Genomic DNA, 16,233 nt, shown 5'->3' on the forward strand with positions numbered 1-16,233 from the left:
TGCAGCAGTTTTGCTTAACATCCAATCAGAGAAGAGGTAAAAAATGACTATTTCATTCCACAAACTTTCCAAAGTAGCATCCATCCTGGCTTTGGGTATGGTACTTCCGGTAGCCTATGCTGCCGACTTTGATGATTTTGCACGTGTCGTCAGCGTCACGCCACAAGTTGAACAAGTCAATGTACCACGCCAGGAATGCCGGACCGAATACGAAACCACTCAACGCCAGGTTCCACAAAGACAGGCTGAACGCAGCAGTGGTGGTGCCATTATCGGCGGTATCGCCGGTGGCTTGCTCGGTAGCCAGGTCGGCGGCGGCAATGGACGTATTGCAGCTGCAGCAGCAGGGGCATTGACTGGTGCAATAGTCGGTGATCGCGTTGACAATAATGACAATAACAATAATTACAACAATAGTCAGCCTGTCTATGAAAGCCGCCCAGTCCGTCAATGTCGTAACATAGACCACTGGGAATCGCGCACGAATGGTTATGCGGTCACCTATGAATACAATAACCGTACTTACACGTCGGTCATGCCATATGATCCGGGTTCACGCATGCGCCTGCATGTGTCATTGACACCACGTCCTTAAAGATACCTGGAATGAATTAGAAAAATGCCGCAATCAGCGGCATTTTTTGTGTTTAACCAGAATAAACCGGTGGTAATACAGGTTTAAATCTATAAAAAGCCTGGCAACTCCATGTACTTGCAAAAAAATATGGGGAAACGGCTTCAATTTCATTGAACTCTGCATCAAAGTGATGACTTAAGCCAGTAACACGGGCGCAAATACCCATGAAATTGCATGGGTTTATAGTATTATCTTGCGGCAAACCTCACGCTTACGCTCCGTCTATCATTCATGCAAACAATGTTAAAAAAATACGGTCTGCTGGTATGGCTATCCCTGATTCTTATTGCAGGTTTTGTTTCCACTACAGTGGCGTCTTTTGTTGTATCCCGTGACGCTATACAACAGGGCATATCCGAACAGACCTTGCCCATCACTGGTGATAATGTCTATTCCGAAATTCAAAAAGATATCTTACGCCCTGTGTTTGCTTCATCACAAATGGCACATGACACGTTTTTACGCGACTGGATCATCAATGGTGAAGAGGACAAGGATCTGATTGCCAAATACCTGAAAGAAATCAAGCTCAAGAACCACGCTATTTCCAGTTTCCTGGTATCCGGGCAAAGCCACCAGTATTACACGGCGGATGGTGTGCTGAAGAGTGTCAGCGAAACGGAACCGCGTGACCAATGGTTTTTTCGTGTCCGTAACATGAAAACAGACTACGAAACCAATGTTGATGCCGACATGGCCAATCGTGACACCATGACCATTTTCATCAATTACCGGATCGTGGATTATTCCGGGAAATTCATCGGTGCCACTGGTATTGGCATGACGCTTGATACCATGAAGAACCTGATCGACAGTTATCAGACCCGTTTCCACAGGAATATTTTTTTCGTAGACCAGAAAGGCAATATCGCCCTGGCTGGCAACAATATGAAAAAGGTACGCAGCAATCTCAGCAATATGCCAGGCATCAGTGGCTTGTCGCAACAGATACTGGGCAATCGCAAAAGTGAATCCCTGCACCTGGAATACAAGACTGAAAACGAAACAATACTGGTCAATTCCCGCTTTATCCCTGAACTGGGCTGGCATTTACTGGTAGAGCAAGAAACCGGTGATGAAATCAAACCGCTACAGAATGTCTTTCTGATTAACATCGGCGTCAGTGCAGGGATCACTGCCTTTATCCTGATCATTTTGCTGGTAACAGTAAGGCGTTATCAGAAACGTCTGGAAAAATCGGCTTCCACCGACACCCTGACCAATTTGCTAAATCGCCAGGCCTTCGATTTTGTCTTCCAGCAAGCCTTGCTGGATGGTGAACGCTCTCGTCAGCCTATGTGTGTAGTCTTGCTGGACATCGATTTTTTCAAGAAGATCAATGACAAGCAAGGGCATCTGGTGGGTGATCATGTGCTTAAGGAGATTTCCCTGATTGCCAAACGCTCACTGCGGGAAAGCGACATCATCTGCCGCTGGGGAGGCGAAGAATTCCTGATCCTGTTGAAAAACTGTACGCTGGAAAAAGCCACATCGATTGCAGAAAACCTGCGCAATACGATTGCCAACAATGACTTCTCGCGCACGACAGACCTGACCCGCACACGGCTGTCGATTACCGTCAGCATGGGTGTCGCAGAATGCCGTGACAAGGATACCGAAGACAGTGTGTTTGAACGCGCCGACCAGGCGCTGTACCAAGCCAAGGAAAATGGTCGCAACAGTGTTTATTTTTCTGAATGACGCCGTGCTGCTACATCCTGCGTCAGCGGCGTAAAGGCCTGATATAAATCGCCCGCAGCCTGATCCCACGCAGCCACCATTTTTTGTTGCAGGGCTACAGTCTGCATGTCACCACGGGCTATCGGCCCGGTAAGTGCTTTGGCTGCTCCCATAGAAAATACATTTTCCAGTGTCTGCCTGGCCAATGGTGCTGCCATATGTTGCGCCACGTCTAAGGGTATACCTGCCGCCTGATAGCTGCGCAGGGCGGTGTCCATCAGCGTCACCAGATAATTGCTGGCGAACACCGAACCGGCGTGATACAGCAATTTGCTGTCAGCACTGATCTCTATCGTCTGTGCACCAATGGCCTGCAAGGCTGGTAACAAGATAGCCAGCGCGCGTGCATCACCTTCCACACTGCAGATCGTACCGGCAAACCTGGATGCGATGGCTTTGCCGTCGGCAAAACTGCGTACCGGATGGACACTGGCAACCGCCGCACCTGCCGATATGGCAGTCTGCAATTCGGTCGATGCCTTGGCGCCGCTGCAATGAAACACGACGTTGCCTGCATGCAGCAAACCGGCGTCCGCCATTGCAACACAAACGGGGACTATCTGATCATCCGTCACAGTCAGCATGGTGACATCAGCAGGCTGCATCGCATGCAGGTCAGCTACTGCCGTTCCCTCGCCCAGCCAGGTCACTGCTGCCTGACTGCTTTGCAAGGTCCGATTCATGACTTGCTGAACAGAAAAAACCTTTTGCTCAATGAAATTCTTTGCCAGCACTGTACCAACCTTGCCAGCGCCGATCACATTCAGGGTTTTCATGTTGACGGCTCTTCCGGGAAACTGCGCAGGCCGTCCAGATCAAGTATGGTGATGCCGCCATAATCTACACTCAGCAATTTTTTCTTTTCCAGTAACTGCAAAGCCTGATTGGCACGCTGGCGTGACACGCTGGAGATATAACCTATTTCTTCCTGTGATATTTGTATCTGCATGCTGCTGCCAGGGTTCAGATAAGGATTGAACATCGCCGCCAGACAACGTGCGACACGGGTGTCCGGGTCAAGCATGCGATCATATTCAACCAGAGAAATAAACATCCCCAGTCTTTCGTTCAATTGATGCAAGAGAAAGCGGTTAAAGGGGATGCTGTTATCCAGCAGGTAAGTAAAAGTCGAACGCGGCATATAGACCACGCGGGTATCGCGCAAAGCCACGACATCATAGCGACGCGGCTCGGTCTTCAACAGCGAGCCTTCGCCAAACCAGCCACCTGCCAGCATGCAACTGAAGGTGACGGTCTTGCCATCCGGAGAGATGCTGCTCATCTTCAGGAAACCATCTATAACACCCATCCAATGCTCGACTGCATCCCCTTTGCGGCAAACATAGCCACCGGCTGGGATGAAGCGTTCTGTCACTTCTGCTTCCACCTTTTGCATATGTTCCGGTGCCAGCATGCTGGCCCACATGGTTTTGCTGAAACGCTCTTTTAGGTCACCGATTTGTTTAGTCATATTTGTGCAACGCACCACCGATAATTGTTTCATTCTTCGAGATTGTCCGTCGAATGACAACCCTAAGCTGGCGAAGAGACTACTATCCCATCAACAAAAAGAAATACGGAGTCATTGTAAGCGAGGTTACCCTCTACAGCTAACACTGTAGGGTGGTTCACGTCCAAATCATTCAATCTCGCCACAACAAGGCACTCCGTAATAATTTCCCTAGATAAACTATGCATGAAGCGTAAGTTTGCCGTAAGGGGAAGTGAGGACACTCACAGAACAACAAGCCCATAAAAATCAGTAAATGAGATAAGGCTGGTGGTGGAGACATGATTCAAAAAGATGCAGCAAATTCGACCTTCCCGCGACTGTTGTTACAGCACGGGAAAACACGGCCAAGCCATCCGGCTTTCCGCGAAAAAGACCTGGGTATCTGGCAAACCTGGAACTGGCAACAGGTGAATGCCGAAGTACGCGCCCTCGCCTGCGGCCTGGCTGCCCAAGGCTTCAAACGCGGCATGAACCTGGCCATCATTGGTGATAATCGTCCGCGTCTGTACTGGGCCATGGCTGCTGCCCAATGTCTGGGGGGCATACCCGTACCCCTGTACCAGGATGCACCAGCCGCCGACATGGCCTATGTACTGGAAAATGCAGAAATAGCCTTTGCCGTTGTTGAAGACCAGGAACAGGTCGACAAGCTGCTGGAAATCAAACAGCACTATGCAGGCATACAACATATTGCCTTTGATGACGACCGTGGCATGCGCCATTACCATCAGCCTGAATTGATTTCCTATGCCGCCCTGCAAGAGCTGGGCCGTGCTTACGATATGAGCCACCCAGACTTTTTCATGCGTGAAGTAGAAATGGGACAGCCTGGCGACACAGCCGTCATGTTGTACACATCAGGTACTACCGGCAAACCAAAAGGCGTATGTCAGTCACACCGATCTTTCATGACCGCAGCCATGGGCGGCATGCAGTTTGACCAATTGACGGCAGACGAAGATATCCTGTCTTATCTGCCCATGGCATGGGTCGGTGACCATCTGTTTTCTTTTGCACAGGCAATGGCAACCGGATTCACAGTCAACTGTCCAGAATCCAGCGAAACTGTATTGACGGATTTGCGCGAAATTGGCCCCACCTATTATTTTGCTCCACCGCGCGTGTTTGAAAACATGCTGACCACAGTCATGATACGCATGGAAGATGCCGGTGCCATCAAGCGTTACCTGTTCGCCCATTTCATGGAAGTGGCACGTCGTGTTGGCGCTGATATCCTGGATAAAAAACCGGTCGCACTCATCGATAAAGTCCGTTACGGCCTGGGCAAATTACTGGTGTACGGGCCACTCAAAAATGTACTGGGCTTATCCCGTGTCAGGGTTGCGTATACCGCTGGTGCCGCCATCGGCCCTGACCTGTTCCGCTTCTATCGCTCTATAGGCGTCAACCTGAAGCAGTTATATGGTTCCACCGAAACTTGTGCCTATGTCTGTCTGCAGCCGGATGGTCACATCAAGTTTGACAGCGTTGGTGCCGCGGCCCCCGGTGTAGAAGTCAAGCTGGCTGAAAATGGAGAAGTATTGGTGAAGTCCGATGCCATGCTGACTGGCTATTACAAACGCCCCGATGCCACGGCAGAAGTGATGGATGCACAAGGTTACTTCCATACCGGTGACGCCGGTATTTTTGACCAGGACGGTCATCTGAGAATCATCGATCGTGCTGCCGATGTGGGCAAGCTCAAGCAGGGTGATATCTTCGCCCCCAATTACATCGAAAACAAACTCAAATTCTTCCCCTTCATCAAGGAAGCTGTCACCTTCGGCAATGAGCGTGACATGGTCTGTGCTTTTATCAATATTGATATGGAAGCTGTTGGCAACTGGTCGGAACGACGCGGCATCGCTTATTCCGGCTATACCGACCTGGCAGCCAAGGCAGAGACCTATCAACTGATCATGTCTTGTGTGGAAAAAGTCAATGCTGACCTGGCCAGTGAAGACTTGATGGCAGGCACGCAAATCCACCGTTTCCTGGTGCTGCATAAAGAACTGGACCCGGATGACGATGAACTGACGCGCACCCGCAAAGTCAGACGCAGTTTCATTTCACAAAAATATGCTGTACTGATTGATGCCCTGTATTCTGGCAAGCGCTCGCAATTCATAGAAACCCTGGTCAAATTCGAAGATGGCCGCCAGGGCACGGTCAGTGCGGACCTGCATATCAGCGATGTCAAAATATTTTCTGCCCAAAAGCTGGCGGCATGAGGACGAGCAATGGCAGATAACAGAAAAATCGGCGACGTGATTTTGGACATGCAAGGCATCTCGCTTTCGTTTGGTGGCGTCAAGGCATTGACCAATATCTCCTTCAATGTGAAAGAGCATGAAATACGCGCCATCATTGGCCCCAACGGTGCTGGCAAAAGTTCAATGCTGAATGTGATCAATGGTGTATACCGGCCACAACAGGGTGACATCACCTATCGTGGCAAGCATCGCAAGGACATGAATACCTATGCAGCAGCGAAGAGCGGCATCGCCCGCACTTTCCAGAACATTGCCCTGTTCAAAGGAATGAGTGTGCTGGACAACATCATGACGGGGCGTAACCTGAAAATGAAAAGCAATTTCCTCATGCAGGCCTTGTACTGGGGGCCAGCACAAAAGGAAGAAATTGCCCACCGTGAAAAGGTGGAGGAAATCATCGATTTCCTGGAAATCCAGCACATACGCAAGATACCGGTAGGCCGCCTTTCTTATGGCTTGCAAAAACGTGTGGAACTGGGCCGTGCATTGGCTGCAGAACCAGAAATATTGCTGCTGGATGAACCCATGGCCGGCATGAACGTGGAAGAAAAACAGGACATGAGCCGCTTCATCCTGGATGTCAATGACCAGCTCGGTACTACCATTGTACTGATCGAGCATGACATGGGTGTGGTCATGGATATTTCTGACCGTGTGGTCGTGCTTGATTACGGCAAAAAAATCGGCGACGGCACACCTGCCGAAGTGCTGGCGAATCAGGAAGTGATCAATGCCTATCTGGGTGTGGCGCATTAAATATGGAAAAACTTAAGACCATTAACCACAGAGACACAGAGGTTGGAAAGACTTCTTGCAAGAAGTTTTCGTTTCGCAAGCGAGTGGCATGCCACTCGAATTCCTTGCTACACCACAGAGAAAGGCAGAAAAATGGCTAAAGATTTTCTCATGTTTTTCCTCTGTGTCTCTGTGCCTCTGCGTTGAGAGGTCTTCGTTGATCATCCGGGTCATTCGCGCATGTTGATGTGAACAAGAGGTTGAAATGAATATCAGTTTTTTCTTTGAAGTGTTTATTGGTGGCTTGTTGTCTGGTGTGATGTATGCACTGGTAGCGCTGGGTTTTGTGCTGATCTACAAGGCATCTGGCGTATTCAATTTTGCTCAGGGGGCCATGGTATTTTTTGCTGCCCTGACCTGTGTCGGCCTGACAGAAAAATTTGAACTGCCACTGTGGCTCGCTATACCGCTGACCATGCTTGTGATGGTGATACTGGGTCTGGCGATAGAACGCATCGTCTTGCGTCCTCTGGTCAACCAGCCGGAAATCACCTTGTTCATGGCCACCATAGGCCTGACCTTTTTTATAGAAGGTCTGGCGCAATTGCTGTGGGGTTCGCAACCGCACAAACTGACATTGCCGATTGACGACGTACCCATAGAATTTCTGATGGAGAAATTCAATATCCTGGTGTCTCAATTTGATGTCATCGCCGCCCTGATCTGCGCCATGCTGGTAACTGGTCTGGCCCTGCTGTTTTCCAAAACCAAGATAGGCCGTGCGCTGCGGGCGGTGGCTGATGACCATCAGGCGGCGCTGGCTGTTGGTATTCCCCTGCAACAGATCTGGGGCATAGTCTGGGCAGTGGCTGGCTTTGTGGCACTGGTAGCTGGTTTGCTGTGGGGCGCCCGCAATGGCGTGCAATTTGCCCTGACCTTTGTGGCGCTGAAGGCTTTGCCGGTATTGATACTGGGTGGCTTTACTTCGGTACCTGGTGCGATTGTCGGTGGCCTCATCATCGGTGCGTCAGAAAAACTGGCGGAAGTGTATATAGGTCCGCTGGTGGGTGGCGGTATAGAAGGCTGGTTCCCGTATGTGCTGGCCCTGCTGTTCTTGCTGGTCAGGCCAGAAGGTCTGTTTGGCGAAAAAATCATACGCAGAATTTGAATGAAATATTGCCCGGACCTTACCGGCAAATCAAGATCAGAGGTTAAGCATGTTCTACCGTGAAGCAGGTCAGTTCAAAACAAGTTATCAGGCAGATAATCAGATCTTCCCGATACGACAAGACCGCATCGCCATCGTCATAGTCTTGGCGGCAGCATTTTTTGGTGTACCCGGGCTGGCATCCGACTATGCCTTTTCTGCAATTTTTATCCCTTTCCTGATTTTCTCGCTGGCGGCACTGGGCTTGAATATCCTGACTGGCTATGCCGGGCAATTGTCGTTGGGCTCGGCTGCCTTCATGGCGGTGGGTGCCTTTGCTTCATATAACTTCGTCTTGCGTATACCTGGCATCCCTGTGCTGCTGGCTTTTGTGCTTGGCGGTCTGTCTGCTGCCATGGTCGGTATCGCCTTTGGCTTGCCTTCCCTGCGCATACGCGGTTTTTATCTGGCAGCTGCCACTCTTGCAACGCAGTTTTTTGTGGTCTGGTGTCTGACCAAAATACAGTGGTTCACCAACTACAGTTCATCCGGTGTCATCACCGCGCAAGAGATGGTGATCATGGGGATGAGTTTTAATACGCCAGTAAAAAAATACCTGCTGACATTGACGGTAGTGTGTGTGCTGGCCCTGTTGGCGAAAAACATGGTGCGTTCCAACGTTGGCCGCTCCTGGATGGCGGTGCGGGATATGGACGTGGCAGCCGAAGTGATCGGTTTTCGCCCGATGCGTACCAAGTTGCTGGCCTTTGCCGTGTCTTCGTTTTACTGCGGTATTGCCGGTGCACTGTATGCCTATGCCTATTTGGGTACGGTAGAACCGGAAGCGTATAACCTTGACCTGTCGTTCCGCATCCTGTTCATGATCATCATTGGTGGTGTCGGTTCCATACTTGGTTCCTTCCTCGGTTCAGCCTTCATCATCCTGTTGCCCATTGTATTGAATCTGCTTGCACATGGACTGTCGTTGCCAACCAATGTTGCATCGAATCTGGAGTTGATGGTATTTGGTGCATTGATCATTTTCTTCCTGATAGTTGAACCGCACGGGCTGGCAAGACTATGGCAAATCACCAAGGAAAAATTGCGACTGTGGCCGTTCCCACATTAAATTTTGGCATAACAAGAAATGTATCGAGAGTGAAATAGAAATTCATAAATAGGACTTACGCAAAATTGTCCCAGCAAGGCGTAGCGACGAAGACAGTACGAACAGTACGCGGCTCCTAGGAGAGGAGCTGCAACGCAGCTGGGGCGGTTTTGCGTAAGTCCTAATAAAAAGACGCTGCACCTTATCGAGGATGACAAGCGTCAGGCAATACCCATCCAACCACAAGGAGACAATATGAAACTGCTTAAATCCCTACTACTGGCCTCGGCGATATGCGGGGCAGTCAGTGCAGCGCAGGCGAATGACCAATTCATTCCTATCCTGTCCTATCGTGTCGGCCCGTATGCTGCTGGCGGCTCCGGTTTTTTCGGTGGAGCCATCGACTATTTCAATCTGGTCAATTCCAAAGGCGGCTTGAATGGCGTCAAGATTTCATGGGAAGAATGCGAGACTGAATACAATGCTTCACGTGGTGTTGAGTGTTACGAACGTCTGAAAAAAACCCAGGGTGGCGCATCACTGATAGAGCCACTGTCAACCGGTATCGCCTACGGTATCCTGGATCGCGTTGCTGAAGACAAAATCCCCATGACGACCTTAGGCTATGGACGCTCCGACGCTGCCAATGGCAAAGTATTCCCATATATATTCCCATTGATCACCAGTTATTGGAACCAGGCTGCAGCCATGACCAAATACCTGGGTGACAAATCCGGTGGCATGGATAAACTCAAGGGTAAAAAAATCGTTCATCTGTACCATGATTCAGCGTTCGGCAAAGAACCTATCCCGGTACTTGAAGCCCAGGCCAAACAATATGGGTTCGAACTGATAAAAATCCCGGTTGCCCATCCAGGTAATGAACAGCAATCGCAATGGCTACAAATCCGTCAGGCGAATCCTGATTACGTGATTTTGTGGGGTTGGGGTGTGATGAATGCGGTGGCGATCAAAACCGCACAACGTAATGGCTATTCACGAGAAAAAATGCTGGGGGTCTGGTGGGCTGGTTCAGAAGAAGATGCGATTCCAGCTGGCGATGCTGCCAAAGGCTACACCACGATGACTTTCAATACACCTGGAAATTATCCTGTACTGGATGAAATCCGCAGCAAGGTCTATGCAACTGGCAAGGGTAATCTGGGTGACAAATCCCGCATCGGTTCGGTGTACCACATGCGTGGCGTGACCGCCGCGATTTTGTGGACGGAAGCCATCCTGAAAGCGCAAGAGAAATATGGCAAAGGCAAACTCATGACGTCTGAACAGATACGCTGGGGTTTTGAGAACCTGAACGTCGATGAAGCACGTCAAAAAGCGCTGGGTGCGATGGGCATGTTCCCACCAGTAAAAACTTCCTGCGAAGACCATGAAGGTTCTGGCGCTGTCAAAGTACAGCAATGGACAGGTGACAAATGGAAAGCAATCACACCGAACTGGATCACAGGTGACAAGGCTTTGACACGCGCCATGCTGGAAGAGTCATCCAACAAATATGCAGCCGAGAAAAAAATCACGCCTGCCTGTTTGAAATAAGCGTAATGCTGGCGGAGGCAGCAACATGTCTCCGCCAGAATCACCAACTTCATTACAAATCAAGATCATGAGTATTCAAAGCATCAACGCTGATGTGACCGATGTGGCCGACGTAGCCTATCTCAGCGTCAACAATATTGAAGTCATCTACGATCATGTGATCCTGGTGCTGAAAGGTATTTCCTTGCAGGTGCCACAAGGGAAAATCGTCGCCTTGCTGGGAGCCAATGGAGCAGGTAAATCGACCACCCTGAAAGCCATATCAACCTTGCTCAAAAATGAGCGTGGCGATATCACCAAAGGCGATATCAGTTTTCGAGGGCAACGAGTCGATCACCTGACACCGAATGAACTGGTGAAGCGCGGACTGTCACAGGTGATGGAAGGACGACACTGCTTCGGCCACCTCACAGTGGAAGAAAACCTGTTGACCGGTGCCTACACGCGCAACCTGTCCCGTGCTGAACTCAAGGAAGCATTGGACAAGGTGTATCACTATTTTCCGCGTCTGCGCGAACGCCGTAATTCCCAGGCTGGCTACACCTCGGGTGGTGAGCAACAGATGTGCGCCATAGGCCGTGCGCTGATGGCCAAACCTTCAATGATTTTGCTGGATGAACCTTCGATGGGTATTGCCCCGCAACTGGTGGAAGAGATCTTTGAAATTGTCAAAAGTTTGAATCATCAGGAAAACGTGTCTTTCCTGCTGGCCGAGCAAAATACCAACATCGCGCTGCGCTATGCCGACTTTGGTTACATCCTCGAAAACGGCAGGGTCGTCATGGAAGGCGACGCCAAAGACCTGAGTACCAATGAAGACGTCAAGGAATTTTATCTTGGTGTATCGGGTGCCGGTCGCAAGAGCTTCAGGGACATGAAATTTTATCGCCGGCGCAAGCGCTGGCTGGCTTAGACCATTGGTCATCAGTCGCAAACGTTGGGCGCTCTGAAATGGCAACCAGCAGTCATACAACTTACCATCAATAGAGCATGCTCATGAGTGATTATCTGGACGCACTGGAAACCCGCAATCCGCAAAGCCGGGAACAAGCACTGATGAACAGGCTACCGCAATTGATTGCACACGCACAAACTGCAACAGGATGGTCAAAAATACTGGCGCGTGTCAACTCGACTGACATTCGCAACCGCCAGAGTCTGGCGCAATTGCCGGTCACGCGCAAATCCGATCTCAAGGACTTGCAGAAAGCAGAGCCACCTTTTGGTGGCCTGAACACCACGCCAACACATCAGATGGGGCGCATCTTCATGTCACCCGGCCCGATATTTGACCCCGAAGGGCGTGGACAAGACTGGTGGCGTTTCGCCCGCCCTCTGTATGCAGTCGGCCTGCGCAGTGGGCATTTGCTGCAAAACTGCTTTTCCTATCATTTCACACCAGCAGCATTCATGGTGGAAAGCGCTGCTGCCCGCCTGGGTTGCGCCGTCATCCCGGCCGGTATTGGCCAGACTGAAATGCAGGTGCAGGCCATGGCAGAACTGCGTCCTGATGCCTATATAGGAACACCCAGTTTTTTAAAAATCATCATCGAAAAAGCCCTGGATATGGGGGCAGATATTTCCAGCGTACAGCGCGCCATAGTCGGTGCCGAAGCCTTGCCGCCGTCCCTGCGCAAGTGGCTGCAAGATCATGGCGTGGCGCAGGTATTGCAAATATACGCGACGGCAGATATCGGCAATATTGCCTACGAAAGCATGACTGATGGCCAGGTCAATCCCGGCATGATACTGGACGAGGACCTGATACTGGAAATTGTACGGCCAGGTACCGGTGACCTGGTTGCAGAAGGTGAGGTTGGTGAAATCGTCATCACTTCCTTCAACCCTGATTATCCGCTGATACGTTTTGGCACGGGTGACATGTCAGCGATCTTGCCGGGTATTTCACCCTGTGGCCGCAGCAATCAGCGCATCAAGGGCTGGCTGGGGCGTGCGGATCAGACGACCAAGGTCAAGGGCATGTTTGTGCATCCTTCGCAAATCGCAGAAGTGGTCAAACGCCATCCGGAAATCGCCAAGGCACGCCTGGTGGTGACGGGAGAGATGGCGAACGATGTCATGACCCTGCATTGCGAAAGCCGCGACCACAGCCCTGCATTAAAGACAGCAATTATTGACAGCCTGCGCGATGTCACCAAGCTGCGTGCTGACGTATTGTTCGTAGCAAAAGCCAGTTTGCCAAATGATGGCAAGGTGATCGACGACGCCCGCAAATACGAATAACAATCAACCCTTGCCAGCAACAAATCTGGCAACGATAGCGCTGAAGCTGGCCCTGTCCTTCTGGTCAAGATGAGAGCCATCGGGGCATTTGAAATCTTTGATGGCAGGATGGTTCTTGTCATACAGGATGGGCAAGTGGCTGCTGGCAAAGAAGACTTCCAGAAACTGGTCTTCCGGATACCGTTGATCATCCGCCTCTTTCACCAGGCCGGTGGTCGGCATTTTGACAAACAAGACCTTGCCACCGCGCTTTTGTATGGTATCGATATAGCCGCGTATCAACTGGGCACCATACAGAAACTCTGCCTGGCTGCCGACAGGCATGGTTTTTATCTTGTCACGGAACCTGGCCTCTGCCCTGCCCCGCCCGAATTGCGGGTTCCATTCCATACCCAGCTGTTTGGCGACGCGCGAATAATACACATCGGGCCAGGGCAGGCGGCTGTAATCTGCCAGTCGCGAACGGTCGGGCCGGGTAGTGATGTATTGGGAAGAATGCTTCCACGGCAAGATGCGATAACGCAGGGCAAACCATGGGTTGCTGCCATCAGAGAAAATGCTCAAATTTTCATGGATGGCTGCAGTGAGTTTTTTCTCTACGGAATCAGCCGAAAAATTCTGGAAGCGTAACTGCTGCTTTTCATACTCATCGACGAAACCACTGGCCGAACCAAAATTGCCCTGTCTGGCATTGGCCAGTGCACCGGAGGTGTAATCGATGAGTATGCTGCCGGTGACACGCGGGTCATCGGCCAGGTTTTTCAGTACCGGTATAAACGAGCTGCCATCGATGGCCAGTTGTATCGGCTCCAGCCCGGTTCCTTTGCGCAAGACATCCAGATCCATACCGAGTTGGAAACGGGATGCGCCTATCAAGGTCAGGGCTTGCGGCCCCAGTTGACTGGCACGCGCGCGTTCATGGCCCCAGCGTTCTTTGGAATCCAGTGCAGTAGGGTGGTAGTCCAGACTGCGCAGGCTCAGTTCCATGGCGACGATGGCTGTCAGCGTCAGTAAAATGATAAAGGCAAAAATTCGCTTCCAGGGATAAGCAGGCATGGGATCGTTAAAACTGAAAGTAGAGAAAGGCATTTTGCCCTGTCCCCGAAAAAACAAACAGGGACATCAGGCACAGGCACAAAACCGCAATCTGCAGCGACATACCCAGCCGGGAAAATAATTTTTCCAGACTCATGTCATGCAGGTAAGTGACGCCGATAACGACCAAGGCCATCACCCCCAGCGCCAGGGCGTGCGACCAGTCCAGATATTCACCCGCATGATGTTGCCCAAACAAACCCGCGCTTATAGCTTGCACCTGGGTCAGTGAATTTGCCCTGAAAGGTACCCACGCCAGTGTCACCAGCACAAACACCAGCCCCCTGCGCATGGCTGGCGTCAGATAGGCAGCTATCGCACGACCGCCGCATGCTCGCTCAATGACCAGAAACGCGCCATGCAAAGCCCCCCACAGCACAAACATCCAGGAAGCGCCATGCCACAAACCACCCAGCAACATGGTGGCAAACAGGGCCAGATAAGTCCGGCCCCAGCCATGACGGTTACCGCCCAGCGGAATATACAGATAATCCCGCAACCAACTGGACAAGGAAATATGCCAGCGTCGCCAAAAGTCGGAAAAGCTGGTGGCGGTATAGGGATAATTGAAATTTTCCGGGAAATAAAACCCCATGCTTTTTGCCAGGCCGATGGCACATAGCGAGTAACCACAGAAATCAAAATAAATCTGCCCAGAGAAACTGAAGATCGCGCACCAGGTTTCCAGAACGCCATATTGTTCAGGATGCGCATAGACTTCATTCACCAGCGGTGCAAACAGCGTGTCCGCCAATACCAGCTTGCAAAACAGGCCCAGCAAGAACAGGCAAAAGCCCCAGCCGACCTGCTGCTGGTCCGGCAGTACCGGCTTTTCCAGCTGCGGCATAAGGATATTTGCCTTGAGGATGGGGCCTGCCACCAGATGCGGGAAGAAACTGACAAACAGGGCATAGTCCTTAAGACTATAACGCGAGGTCAGTACCCCGCGATACACATCAACCGTGTAAGACAGCGAGGCAAAGGTGTAAAACGATATCCCTATGGGCAGGATAATGGAATGGTCGGCATGCACAAATTGCCCCCCAAAGGCTGCAGATAGATCTGCATACATATCCAGCAAAAAATTACCGTATTTGAAATAACTGAGCATGCCCAGATTACTGATAAGGCTGATCAGCAACAACAGACGACGCCGCACTGTTGAGCTAGAAGCGGCAATCCGATTGGCCAGCAACCAGTCCACCAGCGTGGACAGCATCAACAGTATCACGTATGGCGGATTCCAGGCGGCATAAAAGACATAGCTTGCCACCAGCAACAGGCTCTTCCTGGCTGCCCATCCGGGCAATAGCCAGAACAGGCCATACACCGGGATAAAAAACAACAGGAAGGTAAATGAGTTGAACAACATCAGGGGCAGGAGTAGTCGGGGGATTTATTCTTAAGCTGGACAGTATAAATTACTGCTGCGCAAGTACCCACGAATACTTTAAGGGCTTCACACACATCTGGCAGAAACTGCACAAAATTTATGCAACTGACAGCAGTCCGCACACGTTATTCAAATTTATTCTATAGTAGTTAAGTAAACAAATCAGGACTTACGCAAAATTGTCCCAGCAAGGGTCGGTGACGAAGCCAGTACTTTAGTACGGCAAGGAGCAGCTACCCAGCTGGGACGGTTTTGCGTAAGTCCTACAAACAATAACAGGTCTGCCCTCCTGCAGCACCTGTCAACCCTTAACTGATGGAGATCTGCACAATGACTTCGTTGAATATCAACAGCAAAGATCATCAGCTCGATGCTGACCCTTCTACCCCCGTATTATGGGCACTGCGCGATTCCCTTGGTCTGACTGGCACCAAGTTCGGCTGCGGCGCGGCCTTGTGTGGTGCCTGTACTGTGCATTTGAATGGCCAGGCCATACGTTCCTGCGTTACTCCCATATCTGCTGTTTCCGGTCAAAAAATCACCACCATCGAAGCCATGAGCCAGGACAAGGTCGGCAAGGCTGTGCAGGCGGCCTGGGTGAAACACGACGTGGCCCAATGCGGTTACTGCCAAAGTGGCCAGATCATGAGTGCAACCGCCTTGCTTAAAACCAACAAAAAACCGTCGGATGCCGATATCGATGCCGCCATGGCAGGCAATATCTGTCGTTGCGGTACTTATGTACGGATACGCGCTGCGATTCACGACGCCGCATCCACTTTGGCTTAATT

Annotated in this window: 14 protein-coding genes; 10 read left to right on the plus strand and 4 right to left on the minus strand. The window is 50.9% G+C overall.

Features of this window, described 5'->3' with window-relative positions; all coding sequences use genetic code 11:
- Positions 1-43: 43 nt before the first annotated feature.
- Together AC1RVX_RS25705 and AC1RVX_RS25710 are read left to right on the plus strand one after the other, a co-directional pair.
- Entirely contained in the window at positions 44-595 is a 552-nt protein-coding gene (locus AC1RVX_RS25705) for a glycine zipper 2TM domain-containing protein (RefSeq protein ID WP_493219427.1), read from the plus strand.
- Between the two features lie 282 nt (positions 596-877).
- Complete coding sequence (locus tag AC1RVX_RS25710; protein ID WP_493219428.1) at positions 878-2,338, plus strand: sensor domain-containing diguanylate cyclase; 1,461 nt, start codon at positions 878-880, stop codon at positions 2,336-2,338.
- On the opposite strand, the gene AC1RVX_RS25715 is transcribed toward AC1RVX_RS25710, so the two are convergent.
- Both AC1RVX_RS25715 and AC1RVX_RS25720 read right to left on the minus strand, forming a co-directional pair.
- Positions 2,323-3,153: a Rossmann-like and DUF2520 domain-containing protein gene (locus tag AC1RVX_RS25715; protein WP_493219429.1), complete on the minus strand. Its 831-nt coding sequence runs from the start codon at positions 3,151-3,153 to the stop codon at positions 2,323-2,325. The two genes, AC1RVX_RS25710 and AC1RVX_RS25715, sit on opposite strands and share 16 nt — an antisense overlap.
- Complete coding sequence (locus tag AC1RVX_RS25720; protein WP_493219430.1) at positions 3,150-3,848, minus strand: Crp/Fnr family transcriptional regulator; 699 nt, start codon at positions 3,846-3,848, stop codon at positions 3,150-3,152. Before AC1RVX_RS25720 ends, AC1RVX_RS25715 begins: the two co-directional genes overlap by 4 nt.
- A gap of 320 nt (positions 3,849-4,168) precedes the next feature.
- On the opposite strand from AC1RVX_RS25720, the gene AC1RVX_RS25725 reads away from it, so the two are divergent.
- The 7 genes from AC1RVX_RS25725 (at position 4,169) to AC1RVX_RS25755 (ending at position 12,954) form a co-directional block, all read left to right on the plus strand.
- Positions 4,169-6,121: an AMP-binding protein gene (locus AC1RVX_RS25725; protein ID WP_493219431.1), complete on the plus strand. Its 1,953-nt coding sequence runs from the start codon at positions 4,169-4,171 to the stop codon at positions 6,119-6,121.
- A gap of 9 nt (positions 6,122-6,130) precedes the next feature.
- Positions 6,131-6,919: an ABC transporter ATP-binding protein gene (locus AC1RVX_RS25730; protein ID WP_493219432.1), complete on the plus strand. Its 789-nt coding sequence runs from the start codon at positions 6,131-6,133 to the stop codon at positions 6,917-6,919.
- A 250-nt stretch (positions 6,920-7,169) separates the two neighbouring features.
- Entirely contained in the window at positions 7,170-8,066 is an 897-nt protein-coding gene (locus tag AC1RVX_RS25735) for a branched-chain amino acid ABC transporter permease (RefSeq protein ID WP_493219547.1), read from the plus strand.
- A 49-nt stretch (positions 8,067-8,115) separates the two neighbouring features.
- Complete coding sequence (locus tag AC1RVX_RS25740; protein ID WP_493219433.1) at positions 8,116-9,174, plus strand: branched-chain amino acid ABC transporter permease; 1,059 nt, start codon at positions 8,116-8,118, stop codon at positions 9,172-9,174.
- Positions 9,175-9,408: 234 nt separating this feature from the next.
- A complete protein-coding gene (locus tag AC1RVX_RS25745) occupies positions 9,409-10,710 on the plus strand; it encodes an ABC transporter substrate-binding protein (RefSeq protein WP_493219434.1) in 1,302 nt (433 codons plus the stop codon).
- Between the two features lie 67 nt (positions 10,711-10,777).
- Positions 10,778-11,623 (plus strand): ABC transporter ATP-binding protein, encoded by an 846-nt coding sequence (locus AC1RVX_RS25750; RefSeq protein ID WP_493219548.1) that lies wholly within the window; start codon positions 10,778-10,780, stop codon positions 11,621-11,623.
- Between the two features lie 83 nt (positions 11,624-11,706).
- Positions 11,707-12,954 carry a phenylacetate--CoA ligase family protein gene (locus AC1RVX_RS25755; protein WP_493219435.1) on the plus strand — a complete coding sequence of 416 codons (1,248 nt, stop codon included), beginning with the start codon at positions 11,707-11,709 and terminating at the stop codon, positions 12,952-12,954.
- Positions 12,955-12,957: 3 nt separating this feature from the next.
- On the opposite strand, the gene AC1RVX_RS25760 is transcribed toward AC1RVX_RS25755, so the two are convergent.
- Both AC1RVX_RS25760 and AC1RVX_RS25765 read right to left on the minus strand, forming a co-directional pair.
- On the minus strand, positions 12,958-14,043 hold the full coding sequence (locus tag AC1RVX_RS25760) for a hypothetical protein (RefSeq protein WP_493219436.1): 1,086 nt from the start codon (positions 14,041-14,043) through the stop codon (positions 12,958-12,960).
- On the minus strand, positions 14,018-15,421 hold the full coding sequence (locus AC1RVX_RS25765; protein ID WP_493219437.1) for an MBOAT family O-acyltransferase: 1,404 nt from the start codon (positions 15,419-15,421) through the stop codon (positions 14,018-14,020). Before AC1RVX_RS25765 ends, AC1RVX_RS25760 begins: the two co-directional genes overlap by 26 nt.
- A gap of 351 nt (positions 15,422-15,772) precedes the next feature.
- Here AC1RVX_RS25765 and AC1RVX_RS25770 point away from each other — a divergent pair, with 351 nt between their 5' ends.
- Positions 15,773-16,231, plus strand: a complete 459-nt coding sequence (locus AC1RVX_RS25770) for a (2Fe-2S)-binding protein (RefSeq protein ID WP_493219438.1) — start codon at positions 15,773-15,775, stop codon at positions 16,229-16,231.
- Positions 16,232-16,233 lie beyond the last annotated feature (2 nt).

The sequence above is a fragment of the Undibacterium sp. GW821-FHT11B02 genome (assembly GCF_058808955.1).